Origin of the sequence: Halorubrum sp. Hd13 (assembly GCF_002252755.1) — an archaeon.
Lineage (GTDB): Archaea > Halobacteriota > Halobacteria > Halobacteriales > Haloferacaceae > Halorubrum.
This window is the reverse complement of record NZ_NHOY01000102.1, coordinates 1-16,722: the sequence shown is the minus strand read 5'-3', so window position 1 is coordinate 16,722 and position 16,722 is coordinate 1. Positions and strand designations below refer to the sequence as shown.

Sequence of the window (16,722 nt, the reverse complement as noted above, 5' to 3'; positions counted from 1 at the left end):
CGACGGTCGCGCGACCCTCGCGGTGGTCGACGATCGCGAGCGGCTCTCGGCGTTCGGGCGCCGGCTCGCGGCCGCGGGCGCGACCGTCGAGTCGACCGGCGATGACGAGCCGACCCCGGTCCTCACCGAGACGCAGCGCGACCTCGTCCGCGCCGCCGTCGAGGCGGGGTACTACGACACGCCGCGGGAGTGCACGCTCACCGAGCTCGCCGCCGACCGCGACATCGCCAAGTCGACCTGCAGCGAGACGCTCCATCGCGCCGAGGGGCAGGTGTTACGACGGTTCGTGGAGAAGGGACCCCCGTTCGACGCCGACGGTCCCGGCTCCGGATCGGCGCTCCGGGGCCCCGGCTCGTCGATCGACGGGCTCGACGACGGGGGCGACGGCGACGCGGCCCGCGGCTCCGAGCGGACCGGCGTCCCGGTGACGGATCCGTAATCGGTCGACCCCCCGCCGCTCCCTCTCACTCGTCGTCGAGCGCCTGCCACGAGAGCCGCGGGTTCCGCGCGGCCGAGACCTGATCGATGCGGCTCGCGGCCGTCCGGTTCGGAGCCGCGTCGAGCGCCTCGTCGGTGTCGGCGTACGCGAGGTTGAACGCCTCGGCGAGGTCGTCGAGCGAGGACTGCCCCTCGATCTCGGTCGGCTCCGTCAGCATCGCCTCCGGGACCATCTCCGGCCACTTCGTCGTCGGCGGGTGGACGCCGAAGTCGAGCATGCGCTTGGCGACGTCGGCGGCGTCGCGCTCGCCGGCCGTCGCCGCGAACTCGTGGTGGAAGGGGCCGTGCGGCACGTCCAGGTCGATCCGCTCGGCGAGGTAGTTCGCGTTCAACACGGCCTTCGCGGACGCGTCCGAGAGCCCCTCGTCGCCGAGTCGGGCGACGTACGCGTACGCCTTGATCAGGACGAGCCAGTTGCCGGTGAAGCCGTGGACCTTCCCGATGGTGTTGGCGGGTTCGAAGCGCTCGTACCTGCTGGCGTTCTCGTTCTCGCGGACCTGCGGCGTGGGGAGGAACTCGGCCAACTCGTCGACGACGCCGACCGGGCCGGCGCCGGGGCCGCCGCCGCCGTGGGGGGTCGCGAACGTCTTGTGGACGTTGTAATGCATCACGTCGAACCCCATGTCGCCGGGTCGACCGCGGCCGAGCAGGGCGTTGAGGTTCGCGCCGTCGTAGTAGAGCAGCCCGCCCGCGTCGTGGACGATCTCGGCGATCTCCGTGATGTCGCGCTCGAAGAGCCCCACCGTGTTCGGGTTGGTTAACATGAGCGCCGCCGTGTCGTCGCCGACGGCCGCATCCAGCGCCTCGACGTCGACCCGCCCGTCGTCGCCGGAGGGAAGCTCGACCACGTCGTAGCCGGCGGTCGCGGCGGTCGCGAAGTTCGTCCCGTGCGCCGATGCCGGGATCACGACCTCGGAGCGGTCGTTGCCGTGGTGCTCGTGGTACGCCTTCGCGACGAGGATGCCGGTGAGCTCGCCGGCCGCGCCCGCCGGCGGCTGGAGCGTCACGGCGTCCATCCCGCCGATCTCGGCGAGGAGCTCCTGGAGCCGGTACTGGAGCTCGAGGTTCCCCTGCGTCGACCGCTCGGAGCGGTCCGGGTGGACCGCCGCGTTCGGGTCGGCCGCGACGTCCTCGGTGAACTTCGGGTTGTACTTCATCGTGCAGCTCCCGAGCGGGTACGGGCCGGAGTCGATCGCCCAGTTCATCTGCGACAGGCGGGTGTAGTGGCGGGCGATCTCCGGCTCGGAGGGCGCGGGGAGCGTGAGCTCGTCCCGCGTCAGGTCGTCCGGGAGCGGCGAATCCGCGGTCACGTCGACGGTCGCCTCTCCCTTCTCCGAGAGCAGCGGTTCCCGGACGTGCTCGTCGTCCCGGTCGTAGCTGGCCTGTTCGTGGATCACTCAGATCACCTCCTCGAACGCCGCGACGAGGTCGTCCGTCCGGGCCGCGTTCAGGTCGGTCACGCACACCTGCAGGAGATGCTCGTCGACGACGTGGACCGCGAAGCCCTCGGCCTCCAAGTCCTCGGCGATCGCCGCGGCCGGCTGGTCGACGCGCACGGCGAACTCCCGGACGTGGTGGCGGTCGTGGACCGGCGCGACGGCGCCGTTCAGCCCGTCGATCCGGTCGGCGAGCGCCGCCGACTCGCGGACGCAGTCGTTCGCGAGGTCGACGAGGCCGTCCGGCCCGAGCACCGCCGCGTGGATCGCCGCCCGGAGCGCGACCCACGCCTGGTTCGTGCAGATGTTGGAGGTCGCCCGCTCCTTCCGGATGTGCTGTTCGCGGGTCTGGAGCGTGAGCGTGAACGCGCGGTCGCCGCCGGCGTCCTCGCTCGCGCCGACGAGCCGCCCCGGCACCTGCCGGAGGAACTCGTCGCTGCAGGCGAAGATCCCGAGCCCCATCCCGTAGGCGGTCGGGAGCCCGAGCGCGTCCGCCTCGCCGACGACGACGTCCGCGCCGACGCTCGCCGGCTCCTCGAGGACCGCGAGCGAGACGACGTCCGAGCCGAGGACGAACAGCGCGTCGGCGTCGGCCGCGAGGTCGCCGACCGCCGCGAGCCGTTCCTCGATACAACCGCGGACCGTCGGGTTCTCGGCGTACACCATGACGACGTCGTCGCCGACGCGCTCGGCGAGGGCGTCGACGTCGGCGTTGCCGTCGGCCATCGGGTACGGCTCGATAGCGAGGTCGGCGCCGGCGCAGTAGTTCGCGAGCACCTCGCGTTTCCCCTCGCGGAGCTGCTCCGGGACGAGGACGGTGTCGCCCGAGGTCGACCGGACCCGGTCCGCGAGCGTCGCCGCCTCGCCGAGCGCGGTCGCGGCGTCGTACATCGAGCAGTTCGCGACCGGGAGACCGGTGAGCTCCACCAACATCGACTGGTACTCGAACAGTGCCTGGAGGAACCCCTGCGAGATCTCGGGCTGGTACTGGGTGTAGCTCGTGAGGAACTCCGCGCGGTCCGAGAGGTGGTCGACGACGCTCGGGACGTAGTGGCCGTAGTGGCCGCGCCCGAGGAACTCCGTCAGGTCGTCGTTCCGACCGAAGATCCGCGAACACTCCGCGCGGATCTCCCGCTCCGTGCGCGGCTCGATCCCGAGATCGCCGTCGAAGGCGACGTCGTCCGGGATGTCGAACAGCGCCTCCTCGTCCTCGGCGCCGATCGCCGAGAGCATCGCCGCCGTCTCCTCGTCGGTGTGCGGCGCGTACGGAGTGCCGCTCGTTCCGCTCATCGGTCCGATCCCCCGCGTCGGCCCGCCGCGCGTCGGCTCGCTCCCGTACGTCGGTCCGCTCCCGCGCGCCCGCCGTCGCTCTGTCGTTCGGTACCGGATCGTCCGTCGAAGGGTGAGGTTCTCATTGTCGTGTGTCCGCTGGCGAGTCCCGCTCTGTCCGTTCCGCCGTCCGGTTCGCTACGCGATCTGCGCGTCGTACTCGTCGGCGTCGAGGAGCCCCTCGGCGTCGCCGCCGTCGACCGCGTCGATCTCGATCATCCACCCGTCGCCGTACGGGTCCTCGTTGACGAGCTCCGGGCGGTCGAACAGGTCCTCGTTGACGGCGACGACCTCGCCCGAGACGGGGGCGTACAGGTCCGAGACGGCCTTGATCGACTCGACGACGCCGAACGGCTCGCCCCCGGTGACCTCGTCGCCGACCTCCGGCAGTTCGACGAAGACGACGTCGCCGAGCTCGTCCTGCGCGAAGTCGGAGACGCCGACGCGGACGCTGTCGCCGCCGGTCGTGGTCCACTCGTGCGATTCCAGATACCGTAACTCGTCGGGAACTTCGAAGCTCATTGGTGAAAGGGGTCGTCGTGGGACACTCGGTCCGACCCGCACGTCCGCGCCGTGCGGTCGCGGCTGGCCCGCCCCCGGGAGACGCCGACCGGCGGGATCCGCGGTCGAGAAGTGGTCCACGACACGTGTGGTTCTCCCTTCCCGCGAGGGGAAATAAAAGGTATGTTCGCGGCCACCGCGCCGGCTTCTCGCCGCTCCGCTCGTCCGCAACGCGGGGAGGCGCGGCCGATCGCGACCGCCGAGGCCCCGCCGTTCACGACCACCGGTCGAGTCCGGTCTGGACCTGCGACTCCCTGATGCGTTCGAACCCGCGCTCGACCTCGTCGGCCGCGACGCCCCACTCGTCGACGACGTAGGTGCGGGCGGCCTCCACGTCGGGGTTCACGTCGGCGTCGACGTCGACGTCGGCCGCCGGCGGGTCCATGAACAGCTCGCGGATCTCCGCGGCGTTCGGGATCTCGGCGCCGCGCGCGTCGAGGACGCCCCAGAGGTCGCCGTGCTCCTTCACCGCCGTCACGGCGGTCTTCGGCCCCACGCCGTGAACGCCCTCGTTGAAGTCGGTGCCGCACAGCATGGCGACGTCGATCAGCCCCTGCCGGTCCAGTTCGAGTTCGTCGAGCGTCGCCGCGAGCTCCATCAGTTCCGGATCGCCCTTGCTCGTGAGCTGTCGGAGCGTCGTCGGGGCGCCGAACAGCAGCGTGTCGTAATCCTCGCTTCCGGCGTGGTCGACGGTCCCGGCCGCCGCCATGCGCGCGCACTGGGCCTCCCCCTCGGCCGGGGCCTCGACGACCGGCACGTCGAGCAGGCGTAACAGCTCGCGCGTCGTCTCCTGAATCGTGTCCGTAAGCCGCTGGGTGCGGGCCTCCAGTCGGGCGGCCTCCACGGCGTCGCCGCGCTCCTCGGCCGCCGCTCGCCGGTCCTCGGCCCGCTCGCGCTTCTCGCGTCGGTCCGCGACCTCGTCGGCCTTCAGGTCGGTGACGGCGCCGTCGAACACCATCACCGGGATCAGGTCGTGTTCGAAGAACTTCGGGAGCCCCTGGACGACGCCGATGAGGTTCGCGACCTCGACGCCGTCGGCGGTGGTGTACTTCTCGTCGGCCGTCCACTTGACGGTCGTCGTGAGGTACCGGTACAGCCAGTTGTGCGCGTCGACGGCGACGACGCTCCCCTCGATCTCCTCGAAGGCGACGTCCCGGATCGCCGCGAGGTCGCGTAAGTCCGCGTTTCCCATTACGCGATCCCTCGGCGCCGCGGCTCTTAAACCATCGACTCGCGGACCGACCCCCGGCCGGTTCGCCTCCCCGCGCTGCCGCCTTGTGGGGCGTTTATGTGCGTCACTCGACTACGTCTCGGTAGGGAATGGTCTCGCCGTTCGAGGTGTTGGGAATCGACGAGGACGCCGACGAGGCCGCGATCGAGCGCGCCTACCGCGACCGGGTGAAGGAGGCGCACCCGGACCGAGGCGGAACGCTCGAGGAGTTCCAACTCGTCAGGCGCGCCTATCGGGAGCTCGACGAGCGGGAGCGGAACGGAAACGGGAACGACGGTGCGGTCGCCGCCGCCGACGTCGACCTGACCGACGAGGAGGGCGACGCCGCCGAGGTGGAGCCGGCCCGCGTCGAGTTCCTCGATTACGACGCGCTCGCCGACTACGGCTGGTCGCTCGACGACGACGACCTCTTCCGGCGGGCGTCGCACGCCGACCTCGGCGCGGCCGAGCACGGACGCCTGCTCGTCCAGCCGGACGAGAGCCTGTTAGAGGCGGCGGAGAACCGCGGGTTCGAGTGGCCGTTCTCCTGTCGCGGCGGCGCCTGCGCGAACTGCGCGGTGTACCTCGTCGAGGGGGAGCTCTCGCAGCCGGCGAACCACATCATGCCCGACGAGCTCGCCGAGCGGGGGTTCCGGCTCTCGTGTAACGGCTACCCGCTGAGCGACGAGCTGAAGGTCGTTTTCAACGTGAAACACCTCTCCGAGCTCGACGATCTCATCCTCCCGCCGGGACCGTTCACGCGGCGGTGAGTGCGCTCGCCGAGCGCGACCGGGGCGGTGCCCCGCTCAGAACGCCTCGGCCACGGCGGCGACGACGGCATCTTCGACCGCGTCGCGCTCGCCCGAGAGGAACTCGATCTTGCCCTCGCGGAGCCCAGCGGTGGTGACGTCGGCGGCGGGCGCGAGCTCGGCCGCGCGCTCGGCCACGTCGCGGACGGAGACGCCCTCGCTCGTTCGGATGTACAGCTCGTCGGTGCCGATGCCGACGGTCGCGTGCGCCTCGCCGTTCGCGCGCCGGCGGTGGAGGTCGTCGAGGAGGAGCGGCGTCGGCGGGAAGTCGTACCGGTGGGTGTAGCCGTCGGTGTCGAGCACGTCGAACTCGACGCCGTCGACCGCCTCGGTGACGACGTTGGCGGTCGCGGTCTCGACCTCCGTCTCCAGCTTCTCGCGGAACTGCTCGGAGACGTGCGCCGCGAGGTTGCCGCCGTCCTCGAAGAGGAGGTCGGCGACGAGCTCGCGCTTGTCCTGGTACGACTGGTAGTACGCCTCAAGGGCGACCGCCTCGCGGAGCTCCGCGACGCGCTCGACGTCGTAGCCCGCGTCGCGGGCGAGGTCGACGTAGCGGTCGGGCGTCTCGGCCCAGTAGCTCACGGCCGGGAGGTGCCGCAGGTCCGCGCGGATCTCGTCGTTGATCGCGGACGCCAGCGAGGCGACCAGCGCGCCCGTCGAGAGGTCGCCCTCGACCGACTCGATCTCCGGCGAGACGAGCGTGTCGACGGCCTCGCGGGTCTCGGGGTCGGCGACCTCCGCGTCGACGACGACCGCGTCGACGCCGTAGACGGAGAGCAGGTCGATGCCGTCGGCGGACTCGACCGTCGAACCGGTGCCGACGAGGAGGAACAGCGGGAGCTTCTCGTCGTGGCGGTCGCGGTCCTGCAGCATGCGGGTCGCGTCGTTCGTCGCCGCGTCCATCCCGTACACCGGGTCGTCGAGCGGGCGGCGCGTGAAGTAGTGGTACTCGGCGTCGCTCTTGGCGTGCTCGTCGCGGATCAGCGGGAGCACGGCGCGCTCGATAGCCGCGCCGGCGACGTAGCCGTCGGCGGTGGCGGGGTGGCGCACGACGATCGGGCGCGATTCGAGGACCGCGCGGCGGACCGCCTCCGCGGCGTCGAGCAGTCCGTCGGCGAGTTGGGCGACCGTCTCGTCGCCCGCGAGCGGCTGGAGCCCCTCGGGACGCGCCTCGTCGGTCAGCGCCTTCGCGAGCCGGCGGCGGACGGACTCCGCGTCTTCGCCCTCGAGGAGGACGAGCGCCTCGGACTCGACCTGCACGTCGCCCCGGTGGCTCTCGACCTCGCCGTCGATCCGCACCGCGTCGCCGACCTCGACGTCCGGGTACGCCCGGACGCCCGGCTCGACGAACGCCGCCACGTCGACGACGCCGGTCTCGTCGCGCACCTCGAAGACGGTGGGGCCGCCGGTCTGTCGGACGCCGACGACCTCGCCGTCGATCCGCACCGCGTCGCCGACGGCCTCGGAGAGAGTCCCGATCTCGACGCGTTCGCGGTCGCCGTCGAGCTCGTCGGGCTCGTCGTCGTCCGTCGCGTCGGGTGACTCGGATTCGCTCGACGCTGACTCCTCGGCGTCGGTCGCGTCCTCGACCGGCTCGGCGTCGACGCTCTCGCCCTCGTCAGCGTCGCCCGTCTCGTCAGGCCCGGTCGCGTCGTCGGCCGCGTCTCCCTCGGTCTCGTCGGCGGCATCTTCGATCGTCTCGTCAGCGACGTCTTCGGTCGTCTCGTCGACGGCGCCTTCGTTTTCGATCGTCTCGTCAGCGACGTCTTCGGTCGTCTCGTCGACGACATCTTCGGTCGTTTCGTCGGCGGCGCGGTCGTCCTCGGTCGCCTCCTCGCCCGCGTCGTCGCCGTCCTCCTCGGGGAGGAACTCCGTGTCGCCGTCCTGAACGAGCACGCCGCGGAACTCGCGGTCGGCCTGTCGGATCGACCACGCGAGGTCGATGTTCCCGTTGTCGCGGACGCCCTTCACCTGGACGAACACCTCGTCACCGGGCTCCCAGTCGAGGCTGTCGAGCCGTCGGTCCAGCTCGGACCGGTGGAGCAGGCCGGTCACGCCCGGGGCGAGGTCGACGAACACGCCGAACTCGGCGTAGCCGTCGACGACGCCGCGGTAGAATCGGTCGGACACGAGCTGGTCGGGGGAGTTTCCGCGGTAGTCGAACACGACGTCTTCCTGGTGCGGGTCGCAGATACGCCCGCCGCCGTCGACGTCGACGCCACAGATGATGCAAGATCCCATTTGAGTACACCGAGAGCCTCGGGCCTAAAACGGTTGTCGAAAGCCTCGCGGGAGCCTCTCGGCGGAAACGGTCGCCGCGGCGACTCTCGGCCCGGCCCTGCCGCGACCGGTTCGGCCGCCTCGGCGACCGCCGGGCGGCTCACGCGAAGAGGGTTCGAGCCGACGCGATCACGCGGTAGCCGACGCCGTAGCCGAGCAGCGCCGGCGGAATCCCGGCGACGAGCGTGCGCGGCCACGAGGTCCCGTGAACGACGCGGAACCCGATCAGCAGGAGAGCGGCCGCGTACGCGCCGCAGGCGATCCGCAGCGCCGGGACCGGCGGCCCGGCGAGCGCCATCGGCGAGCTGGCGTACGCGACGACCTGTACGGTCTCGCTGACCCCGCCGCGGTCGCGGAGCGAGAGCCCGTCGCGCACCTCGACGCTGGCGAGGATCACGCTCACCGTCGCGACCGCCGCGGTCAGGTGAAGCCCGACCGGGGCCGCGAGCGCGACCACGACGAGGAAGGCGACGAGCGCGGAGACGGGCACCGAGACGACGATTCCGGGGACTGCGGTGGGGTCAGCGACGACCCACCCGAGCGTGAACGCGCCGGCGACGGCGACCGCGAACGTCAGCGCTGGCGCCTGATCGCCGGGCGACACGCCGTTGGCGAAGAGGCGGCGCGGCCGGCCGAGCGCCTCGACCCAAGCGCGAGCGAGCCCGCCCGGTCCCCGCGCCCGCCCCCCGGCCGGATCGTCGATCCACGAAGTCACGTGCGCCTTTCGGCCGGGTGGAATAACGGGGTTCCGGTTCGGGAGCGACGCCCGCCCGGACCGACGACGGGAGAGTCGGCCTCGCCGGGTCGGCGTCGGCGTCAGCTCGTTCTCCTGTCTGATAAGCGGCGGGTAAACCCTTATACCGGGCCGGGCGGAGCGGTAGTCGAATGCGCGCCTTTCGGAACGACGAGCGGGGGTTCACCCCGATAGCCGGCACGGGGCTGCTCGTCGGCGTCGTCGTCCTGCTGCTGGCGATCGTCGGGGCCGCGATGTTCGGCCTGATCGACGGGGTCGCGCCGCCGGACGCGGAGTTCCAGGTCGAACGCGAGGGCGGCGACATCGTCGTCGTCGCCGCCGGACCAGACCCCGTCGCCGCCGAGGAGCTGTACGTGCGCGGCGAGGACCCCGACGGCGAGGTCGAGTTCGGGGCCTGGCCCGGCGACGGCGTCGTCGAGCCCGGCGATCGCGTGGTCGTGCCGAACGCGACCGGGAACGAGCAGTTCGACGTGGTCTGGGAGCCGGTCGCGTTCGACACCCGCGAGACCCTCGGCACCTACGACGGCGAGGACTCGGCGATAAGCGAGTGGGCCGAGGAGGAGCCGGGAGCGGACCCGCTCGGCGGCGGCGGTGGGTTCTGACGAGCGCGAGGACGAATCGAACCGAGCCGCGACCTACTCCACCGACACCCACTCGCCGCGCTCGTCGGAGCGCTCGATCGCGTCGAGCGTCTTCTGAACCTCGTACCCCTCAGCGAACGACGGCGAGAACTCGCCGTCCTCGGCGACCGCCGAGAGGAACTTATGGTTCATACGTATATGGTCTTGGATAAATTACAAGATGTTCGCATGAGACGGTGGAGTATGGGACGAGCAACGGATCCGCGACACCGATACGAATCCGAAAAAGAGCGCGTGTCCAAACTTCCGGACGGCGACGCCGACGCTATCACCGAGTTCCTCCGCGCGCTTGATCCGGAGGATTTGGGGTATCAACACACCAAGAACGGGAATATCGACACGAAAGCGGCGTCGACGCTTGTGTCCTACGGGCGCGCGCTGCGGTTGCTCACGGACGAACTCGACGACGATCTACTCGACGTGTCGACCGGCACGTTCAACGAACAGTTCGCGACGTGGAAGGACGACGGGTTCGCGGACAAGACGATCAAACAGCGACAGTCGGCGCTCATCAAATTCCTTCGCTACCACGGCGACGCCGCCCGCGCGGACCCGGACGGGATCGTGTTCGTCAAAGTCGAGAACCCGAACGGGACGATCGAGCCGGAGGACGTGCTCACTGGCGACGACGTGGAGGCGATGCGAAGCGCGTGTTCCAACTGGCGCGACCAGTGCCTCATCGATATGCTGGCGTACACGGGCCAACGTGTCCGAGCGATCCAAACCCTTCGGCTGAAAGACGTGGATCCCAAAGAGGGGGAAAGCGGCCGGTACCGGCTGAACACCGATGATTTAGGACTCAAGGGAGCCGACAAGATCGGCGAGAAACGACCGCTACTAGGCGCACAGAAAGCCGTCCGTGAATGGACACGCTCACACCCGACCGGTGATCCCGACGACTACCTCATCACCGGGCTGCCGGGATCGAACCGGCCGAATGGTGTGTCTGCGGGCGACTATCTCGGTCGCACATCACTCATGACCCGGCTGAAAGTACTCGCCGATCGAGCGGACGTTGAGAAGGACGTGAACCCTCACGCGTTCCGGCACTTCTTCGTGACGACATGTAAACGCGACTACGATATGGACGACTCGAAGTTGAAGTTCCTCATCGGTCACAATCAGGATTCGCGAGTGATGGAAACGACCTACCAACACCTGTCGGACCAAGAGTTCAATCTCGCTGTGGAGGAATCGCACGGGTACGAAGTGGAGAAAGACGACTCGGCGCTGACCCCAGCGACGTGTATCACCTGTGACGAACCACTGCCGGGGTCGGCGAAGGCGTGCCCGGGCTGTGGGACGGTATACACACCGGACGCACAAGACGCGAAGTCGCAAATCACGGAAGGGATCGAAGAGTCGTACAAGCAGGCCGACCCACAAGGCGGCGAAACGATGGAAGAGATCGAGGTGGTCGAGTCGGCGCTTGATGAGAATATGGACGCGATTATGCAAAGCGACGAATTGATGGACAAGATCGCGGACCGGGTCGCCGAGCGAATCAACGAGAATAGTTAGATATCAGGGTTTGTTGACGCAACACACACCGCGGTGTGCCTTCGGAACGCCGCAGCGTCTCGCGGCTACAGATTCACCCATTCCCCACGTTTGTCGGCCTCTGTGATCGCCTCAAGAATTTGCTGGACCTCATACCCATCCTCGAAAGTGGGGAACGTGTCCGGTATATTTCCTGTGGACACAGAGCGTAAGAACTCGTAGTTCTCGTGGACGAAGGTGTGCTCCCACCCGATGACGTGACCGGGGGGCCACCACCGGTCGACGTACGGGTCCGTCTCGTCGGTGACGAGCACCGTCTGGTAGCCGCGGTCGCCCTCGCGGAGCACCTCCAGCTCGTTGAGCCGCTCTAAGGAGAATTTCAGGCTCCCCTTCGAGCCGTGGACCTCGATCGCGTGGTCGTTCTTGTGACCGGTCGCGAACCGGGTCGCCTCGAACGTCCCGATCGCCCCCGACTCGTAGGCGACCTGCGCGGAGTAGGCGTCGTCGACGGTCACGTCGCGGTACTCCGCGACTGCGGCGTCGCCGCCATCGCCGCCCTCGCTGCCCTCGTCGACGTCGCCGCCGTCCTCGTAGACGGGCCGTTCGTCGACGAACGTCTGCAGGTGGCCGGAGAGGCGGTCTATCCCGCCGACCTCGTCGCCGACGAGGAAGCTCGCGAGGTCGATCGTGTGCGCGCCGAGGTCGCCGAGCGCGCCCGAGCCCGCCATGTCGGCGTCCATGCGCCACGCCCACGGCGCCTCGGGGTCCGCGAGCCAGTCCTGGAGGTACCGCCCGCGGACCTGCCGGATCTCGCCGAGCTCGCCGTCCTCGATCAGCCCCTTCGCGTAGCGGAGCGCCGGGACGAACCGGTAGTTGAACGCGGTGCCGGCCGGGACGTCGGCGTCCGCCGCGGCGTCGCGCATCGCCGCCGCCTCGTCCAGGGTCGGCGCGAGCGGCTTCTCGCAGAGGACCGGAACGCCGGCCTCCAAGGCCGCGATCGACGGCTCCGCGTGGACGTGGTTCGGCCCGAGGTTGTAGAACACGTCCACCTCGTCGAGGGCGTCTTCCCAGTCCGTCGCGGTGTGCGCGAAGCCGAAGCGGTCCGCGGCGTCGGCGAGCGCCCCCTCGTCGCGCCCGACGAGCGTGTGACGTTCGACGTCGGGCGCGTCCGGGAAGAACATCGAAAGCCGCGCCAGCGCGTTCGCGTGCGCCTTGCCCATGAAGCGATACCCCAGCACGCCGATCTTGAGTGGTTCCCGTGTCATGATTGCGTCCTCCGTCTTACTCCGCCCAGTACGCGTCGCCCGGCTGCGTCTCGAAGACGGCCCGATCGAGCACGTCGACCGCCTTCTCTAACCCCTCGCGAGAGGAGGTGAGCGAGTCCTCGTGTTCGATCGAGAGCGCGCCCTCGTAGCCGACAATCCGGAGCGTCGAGACGACGTCCTTCCAGTGGGCCTCGTCGTGGCCGTAGCCGATCGAGCGGAACAGCCACGAGCGGTCGGCCTCCGCGGTGTAGTCCGCCGTGTCGAGCACGCCCTTCACGCGGGCGTTCGCGTCGTACACCTTCGTGTCCTTGGCGTGGAAATGGTGGATCGCGTCGCGTTCGCCCAGGAACCGGATCGCCTCGGTGACGTCGATCCCCTGCCAGTAGAGGTGCGAGGGGTCGAAGTTGGCGCCGATCCGCTCGTTCGTAGCCTCCCGCAGCGCGAGCATCCCGGTCGGCTCGTACACGAGCATGTTCGGGTGCATCTCGATGGCGACGTCGACGCCGTGGTGGTCGGCGTGTTTCGCCAGGTCGTTCCAGTACGGGATCGCGACCTCGTCCCACTGGTACTCGTGGGCGTCGGCGTGCTCGCTCGGCCACGGCGCCGTGACCCAGTTCGGCGTCGAGTCGCCGGGCGCGCCCGCGGGAAGCCCGGAGAAGCAGGTCACCGTGCCGACGCCGAGCAGGTCGGCCAGCTCGATCGCCTCCCGGAGTTCGCGGTCCGCCGCCGCGGCGCGCTCCTCGTCCGGGTGGAGGGGGTTGTTGTGGGTCGCCAGCGCCGAGATCCGGAGGTCGTGCTCGTCGAGCAGGCCGAGCAGGTCCTCGCGCGCGGCCTCGTCGGCGAGGTGCGACTCGCGGTCGACGTGGTCCTCGCCGGGCCACCCCCCGACGCCGAGTTCGACCGCGTCGACCCCGATGGAGTCGAGGTACGCGGCCGCGTCTTCGGTCGATTCTCCGCCCAATGGAACGGTCAGTACGCCGATATCCATGCGCGAAATAGTACAACACCCCGAATAAATCTTCAGGTGCTGGCGACCGACGGGTGCCGACGGCCGGATCTCGCCCCCGTTCCGGGCGTTTTCGGCCTCAATTCGGTCTCCTTTCGGTCCGACGCGGGGCCGCGAACCACATGAGGTTTTAACGGGTGGAACGCGTATGACGGACTATGGGAATCCTCTCGCGCGCCTCCTACGTCATCCGCTCGAAGGTGAACGCCCTCCTGAACCGGGCGGAGGATCCGACGGAGTCGCTCGACTACTCGTACGAACAGATGCGCGACGAGCTGCAGGACGTCAAGCAGGGTATCGCCGACCTGACGACCCAGAAGAAGCGCCTGGAGATCCAGAAGCGCAAGCTCGAGGAGAACGTCGAGAAGCACAACCGACAGGCCCGCGAGGCGGTCCAACAGGACCGCGACGACCTCGCGCGGAAGGCCCTCGAGAAGAAGAAGTCGAAGATGGCCCAGATCGAGGAGCTGGAGGGGCAGATAGCGGAGCTGAACGACACCCAGGATCAGCTCGTCGAGAAGAAGAACAAGCTGCAGAACCGCATCGAGGAGTTCCGCACGAAGAAGGAGACGATGAAGGCCCGCTATGAGGCCGCGGAGGCGTCCTCGCGCGTCTCGGAGGCGATGACCGGCGTCGGCGACGAGATGGAGGACGTGAGCCGGTCGATCGAGCGCGCCGAGGAGCGGACCGAGGAGATGGAGGCGCGCGCGGAGGCGATGGACGAGCTGGAGGAGTCCGGCGCGTTCGAGGACGCGCTCTCCGACAAGGACAGCATCGACCGCGAGCTGGAGAGCCTCTCGACGAACAGCGAGGTCGACGCCGAACTGGAGACGCTCAAGGGCGAGCTCGGGAAGGGCGAGCCGAAGAGCGACAGCGGGGGCGCGACCGACGAGGAAGTCGAGGACGAACTGGCGGACATCGAATCGGAGATCGACGCGGACGACCTCGAGGCTGACCTCGACGGGGACTCCGGTGCCGACGAGGAGGTCGACGTCGAACTGGAGGAGTCGGAGGTCGACGCCGACGAGCCGCGGAACTAACGAAGCCGGGCGCCGGTCGCCGCCGCCGTTCTCGCTTCCGGCCTCACTCCGAGCGCGCTCCGGTCCCCGCCCGCTCCTGTCCTTCGAGCCGGATCTCACCGTTCCCCATCCCGATCCCGTCATACGGGTCCTCGGCGAGCAGCAGCGAGCCGTCGAGGTCGGCGTAATCGAGGAGCGGCGCGAGCTGGGCGGCCGCCGCGATCGACGTGTTCGACTCGATCATGCAGCCGCACATCACCTCCAGCCCGTGGGCTCGCGCCGCGGCGATCATCCGTCTCGCCTCGGGCAGGCCGCCGGTCTTCATCAGCTTCAGGTTCGCGATGTCGCAGCGGTCGGCGATCGCGGGAACGTCGTCGAGCGTCACGCACGACTCGTCGGCGGCGATCGGGAGCGCGGACCGCTCGTAGACGAACCGGAGCCCCTCCGGGTCCGCGGCGGGCACCGGCTGCTCGACGAACTCCACGTCGCGGTCGGCGAGCCACTCGCTCTTTGCGACCGCCTCGCGGGGCGTCCACGCCTCGTTGGCGTCGACGCGGAGTCGGGCCTCCGGCGCGGCCGCTCGGACGGCGTCGATCAGCTCGCGGTCCCGGTCGGTGCCGAGCTTGATCTTGAGGATCGGGTACCCGGCCTCGACCGCGGCCGCGGCCTTCTCCCGGACGCGCTCCGTCTCGTCGAGCCCGACGGTGTACGAGGTCGCCGGCGCGGCCGACGCGTCGAGCCCCCAGAGCCGATGGAGCGGGACGCCGAGCCGCTTCGCGGCGAGGTCGTGGACGGCGATCGAGACGGCGGCCCGGGCGGCCGGGTTGCCGCCGATCGCCGCCGCCATCCGCGACTCGATCTCGCGGATCGCGTGCGGGTCTCCGACGGACTCGACGACCGCGAGGAGGTCCGGGAGCACCGCCTCGACGGTGGCGGCCGTCTCGCCGTAGTGGGCCGACGGGGCGGCCCCGCCGACGCCGGTCATCCCGCCCTCGTCCGTGATCCGGACGATCACGTTCTCGGCCTCCGTCTGGGTGCCACGAGAGATCGTGAACGGGTCCTCGAGGGGAAGCGAGACCCGCTCGAACGCCGTGTCGAGGCTCATTTGTCGACGGTCTCCCCGCCGAGCCCGGCCTCGACGATCCCGTCGACGATCCCGTCGGCGCCGTCTCTGACGGGGTCGGCGGCGGGAGCGCCGACCGCGTCGCCGAAGGCGTCGACCGCGTCGGCGGCCACCTCGTCGTCGTCGACGTCCTTCGTGTTGAGCGCGCCGGCGACGACGCTCGCTTCGCGGACGGGCGCCGCGAGCCCCTCGTAGAGGTCGACGTACTCCGGAAGCGAGGGGAGCGCGAACGACTCGTACCCGTGGATCGCCTCCCGCCCCGCGGCGTGACAGAGGACCAGCCCGTCCGCCATCGAGCCGTGGAGGATGCCACAGGTGACCGCCGAGTAGGCGGGGTGAACGATGCTTCCCTGCCCCTCGACGACGAGGAGGTCGTAGTCGTCGCCGACCTCGACGAGCATGTCCTCGACGGCGCCGGCGGTGAAGTCGGAGACGACGCGGTCGATCGGGTTCCCCCAGCCGGCGATCATGATCCCGGTCTGGCCGGTCGGGACGAACGCCGCGTCGATCCCGCGCTCGCGGGCGGCGGCGACGATCTCCAGCGAGGCGGTCATCTTCCCGACCGAGCAGTCGGTGCCGACCGTACACACCACGTCGGCGTCGACGTCGCCGGAGGCGCCCGTCGCCACCGTCAGGTCGTCGTCCGGCTCGCGAACGTCGACGAGGTCGACGCCGTGTTCGGCGGCCAGCGCGGCGAGCTCCTCGTCCTCGTTGAGGAAGTAGTGGAGCCCGCTCACCACGTCGCAGCCGGCCTCGATCGCGGCCTCGACGTCCGACCGCCAGGACTCGTCGAAGCCGCCGCCGATCGGCGCGATCCCGATATATAACGCGTCGACGTCGCCGTCGGCGGCCGCGTGCGCCTCGCCGAACGACCCGACGATCGGCGCGTCCGAGACGTCCGGGACGTGGTCGCGCACGCGCTCGCCGGCGCGGTCGCGGTCGAGGACGGCGCGCACGTCCTGGTCGCCGTAGCGCATCACGCCGAGCGCGGTCTTCGCGCGGCCGGGGAACTTCTCGTGGGCGAGGATGACGATCCGTTCGTGGTCCATGGTGGGTCGCTCGCTCCGGGCGTTGTTAAAAGGGTCGAGCGCTCGACGACCGGTCGACTCGGCAGCGCCGATCTCACCGGACGACACTCGAACGCGCGCCGTGATATTTATACCTGAACTGCAGTGGCGCGTGCCGGTGAGCGGCCGACAGGCCGCGAACCGCACGCGCGAGGGAGTCAGTCGCCCGGAGCAACGCGGAGGGCGACTGACGAGGCTGGGGAGGCGTGAGGCTGTGGTTGCGG

15 protein-coding genes and 1 pseudogene are annotated in these 16,722 nt (G+C 69.9%); 5 read left to right on the top strand and 11 right to left on the bottom strand.

Annotated features, from left to right (window positions below):
* Positions 1-439, top strand: a 439-nt coding sequence (locus DJ81_RS13210; RefSeq protein ID WP_170938330.1) for a helix-turn-helix domain-containing protein, incomplete at its 5' end; no start/stop codon positions are given.
* Between the two features lie 25 nt (positions 440-464).
* Here the strand turns inward: DJ81_RS13210 and gcvPB are convergent.
* From gcvPB to fen, 4 genes are all read right to left on the bottom strand, one after another.
* On the bottom strand, positions 465-1,895 hold the full coding sequence (gene gcvPB, locus DJ81_RS13205) for an aminomethyl-transferring glycine dehydrogenase subunit GcvPB (protein WP_094590084.1): 1,431 nt from the start codon (positions 1,893-1,895) through the stop codon (positions 465-467).
* Entirely contained in the window at positions 1,896-3,224 is a 1,329-nt protein-coding gene (gene gcvPA, locus DJ81_RS13200; RefSeq protein ID WP_094557346.1) for an aminomethyl-transferring glycine dehydrogenase subunit GcvPA, read from the bottom strand.
* A gap of 177 nt (positions 3,225-3,401) precedes the next feature.
* Positions 3,402-3,785, bottom strand: coding sequence for a glycine cleavage system protein GcvH (gcvH, locus tag DJ81_RS13195; protein WP_094522661.1), 384 nt, complete (start codon positions 3,783-3,785; stop codon positions 3,402-3,404).
* 253 nt (positions 3,786-4,038) lie between these two features.
* Positions 4,039-5,016 (bottom strand): flap endonuclease-1, encoded by a 978-nt coding sequence (gene fen / locus DJ81_RS13190; protein ID WP_094590082.1) that lies wholly within the window; start codon positions 5,014-5,016, stop codon positions 4,039-4,041.
* 128 nt (positions 5,017-5,144) lie between these two features.
* On the opposite strand from fen, the gene fer reads away from it, so the two are divergent.
* Positions 5,145-5,804 carry a ferredoxin Fer gene (gene fer / locus DJ81_RS13185; RefSeq protein ID WP_094590080.1) on the top strand — a complete coding sequence of 220 codons (660 nt, stop codon included), beginning with the start codon at positions 5,145-5,147 and terminating at the stop codon, positions 5,802-5,804.
* 36 nt (positions 5,805-5,840) lie between these two features.
* Here fer and DJ81_RS13180 read toward each other — a convergent pair whose 3' ends face one another.
* Both DJ81_RS13180 and DJ81_RS13175 read right to left on the bottom strand, forming a co-directional pair.
* A complete protein-coding gene (locus DJ81_RS13180) occupies positions 5,841-8,084 on the bottom strand; it encodes an OB-fold nucleic acid binding domain-containing protein (protein WP_094590078.1) in 2,244 nt (747 codons plus the stop codon).
* A gap of 139 nt (positions 8,085-8,223) precedes the next feature.
* Positions 8,224-8,838: a YIP1 family protein gene (locus DJ81_RS13175; RefSeq protein WP_094522669.1), complete on the bottom strand. Its 615-nt coding sequence runs from the start codon at positions 8,836-8,838 to the stop codon at positions 8,224-8,226.
* A 170-nt stretch (positions 8,839-9,008) separates the two neighbouring features.
* On the opposite strand from DJ81_RS13175, the gene DJ81_RS13170 reads away from it, so the two are divergent.
* Entirely contained in the window at positions 9,009-9,479 is a 471-nt protein-coding gene (locus DJ81_RS13170) for a type IV pilin (protein WP_094522671.1), read from the top strand.
* Positions 9,480-9,512: 33 nt separating this feature from the next.
* Here the strand turns inward: DJ81_RS13170 and DJ81_RS13165 are convergent.
* A pseudogene (locus DJ81_RS13165) lies at positions 9,513-9,647 on the bottom strand (gfo/Idh/MocA family oxidoreductase); the annotation flags it as partial.
* 105 nt (positions 9,648-9,752) lie between these two features.
* On the opposite strand from DJ81_RS13165, the gene DJ81_RS13160 reads away from it, so the two are divergent.
* Complete coding sequence (locus tag DJ81_RS13160) at positions 9,753-11,039, top strand: tyrosine-type recombinase/integrase (RefSeq protein WP_170938329.1); 1,287 nt, start codon at positions 9,753-9,755, stop codon at positions 11,037-11,039.
* Between the two features lie 65 nt (positions 11,040-11,104).
* Here DJ81_RS13160 and DJ81_RS13155 read toward each other — a convergent pair whose 3' ends face one another.
* Positions 11,105-12,283 carry a Gfo/Idh/MocA family protein gene (locus DJ81_RS13155; protein ID WP_094590074.1) on the bottom strand — a complete coding sequence of 393 codons (1,179 nt, stop codon included), beginning with the start codon at positions 12,281-12,283 and terminating at the stop codon, positions 11,105-11,107.
* A gap of 16 nt (positions 12,284-12,299) precedes the next feature.
* Positions 12,300-13,271, bottom strand: a complete 972-nt coding sequence (locus tag DJ81_RS13150) for a sugar phosphate isomerase/epimerase (protein WP_094524890.1) — start codon at positions 13,269-13,271, stop codon at positions 12,300-12,302.
* A gap of 176 nt (positions 13,272-13,447) precedes the next feature.
* Here DJ81_RS13150 and DJ81_RS13145 point away from each other — a divergent pair, with 176 nt between their 5' ends.
* Complete coding sequence (locus DJ81_RS13145) at positions 13,448-14,329, top strand: PspA/IM30 family protein (RefSeq protein ID WP_094557351.1); 882 nt, start codon at positions 13,448-13,450, stop codon at positions 14,327-14,329.
* Between the two features lie 43 nt (positions 14,330-14,372).
* Here the strand turns inward: DJ81_RS13145 and DJ81_RS13140 are convergent, their stop codons facing one another.
* Positions 14,373-15,413 carry a dipeptide epimerase gene (locus DJ81_RS13140; RefSeq protein ID WP_094557352.1) on the bottom strand — a complete coding sequence of 347 codons (1,041 nt, stop codon included), beginning with the start codon at positions 15,411-15,413 and terminating at the stop codon, positions 14,373-14,375.
* Positions 15,410-16,480, bottom strand: a complete 1,071-nt coding sequence (locus DJ81_RS13135; RefSeq protein ID WP_094590072.1) for a DUF1611 domain-containing protein — start codon at positions 16,478-16,480, stop codon at positions 15,410-15,412. The genes DJ81_RS13140 and DJ81_RS13135 overlap by 4 nt, the downstream gene beginning before the upstream one ends.
* Positions 16,481-16,722: the final 242 nt, after the last annotated feature.

Coding starts and splice junctions, on each gene's coding strand:
- gcvPA (WP_094557346.1), bottom strand. CDS start 3,224: ATGAGCGGAACGAGCGGCACTCCGTACGCGCCGCACACCGACGAGGAG.
- gcvH (WP_094522661.1), bottom strand. CDS start 3,785: ATGAGCTTCGAAGTTCCCGACGAGTTACGGTATCTGGAATCGCACGAG.
- fen (WP_094590082.1), bottom strand. CDS start 5,016: ATGGGAAACGCGGACTTACGCGACCTCGCGGCGATCCGGGACGTCGCC.
- fer (WP_094590080.1), top strand. CDS start 5,145: ATGGTCTCGCCGTTCGAGGTGTTGGGAATCGACGAGGACGCCGACGAG.
- DJ81_RS13180 (WP_094590078.1), bottom strand. CDS start 8,084: ATGGGATCTTGCATCATCTGTGGCGTCGACGTCGACGGCGGCGGGCGT.
- DJ81_RS13170 (WP_094522671.1), top strand. CDS start 9,009: ATGCGCGCCTTTCGGAACGACGAGCGGGGGTTCACCCCGATAGCCGGC.
- DJ81_RS13155 (WP_094590074.1), bottom strand. CDS start 12,283: ATGACACGGGAACCACTCAAGATCGGCGTGCTGGGGTATCGCTTCATG.
- DJ81_RS13150 (WP_094524890.1), bottom strand. CDS start 13,271: ATGGATATCGGCGTACTGACCGTTCCATTGGGCGGAGAATCGACCGAA.
- DJ81_RS13145 (WP_094557351.1), top strand. CDS start 13,448: ATGGGAATCCTCTCGCGCGCCTCCTACGTCATCCGCTCGAAGGTGAAC.
- DJ81_RS13140 (WP_094557352.1), bottom strand. CDS start 15,413: ATGAGCCTCGACACGGCGTTCGAGCGGGTCTCGCTTCCCCTCGAGGAC.
- DJ81_RS13135 (WP_094590072.1), bottom strand. CDS start 16,480: ATGGACCACGAACGGATCGTCATCCTCGCCCACGAGAAGTTCCCCGGC.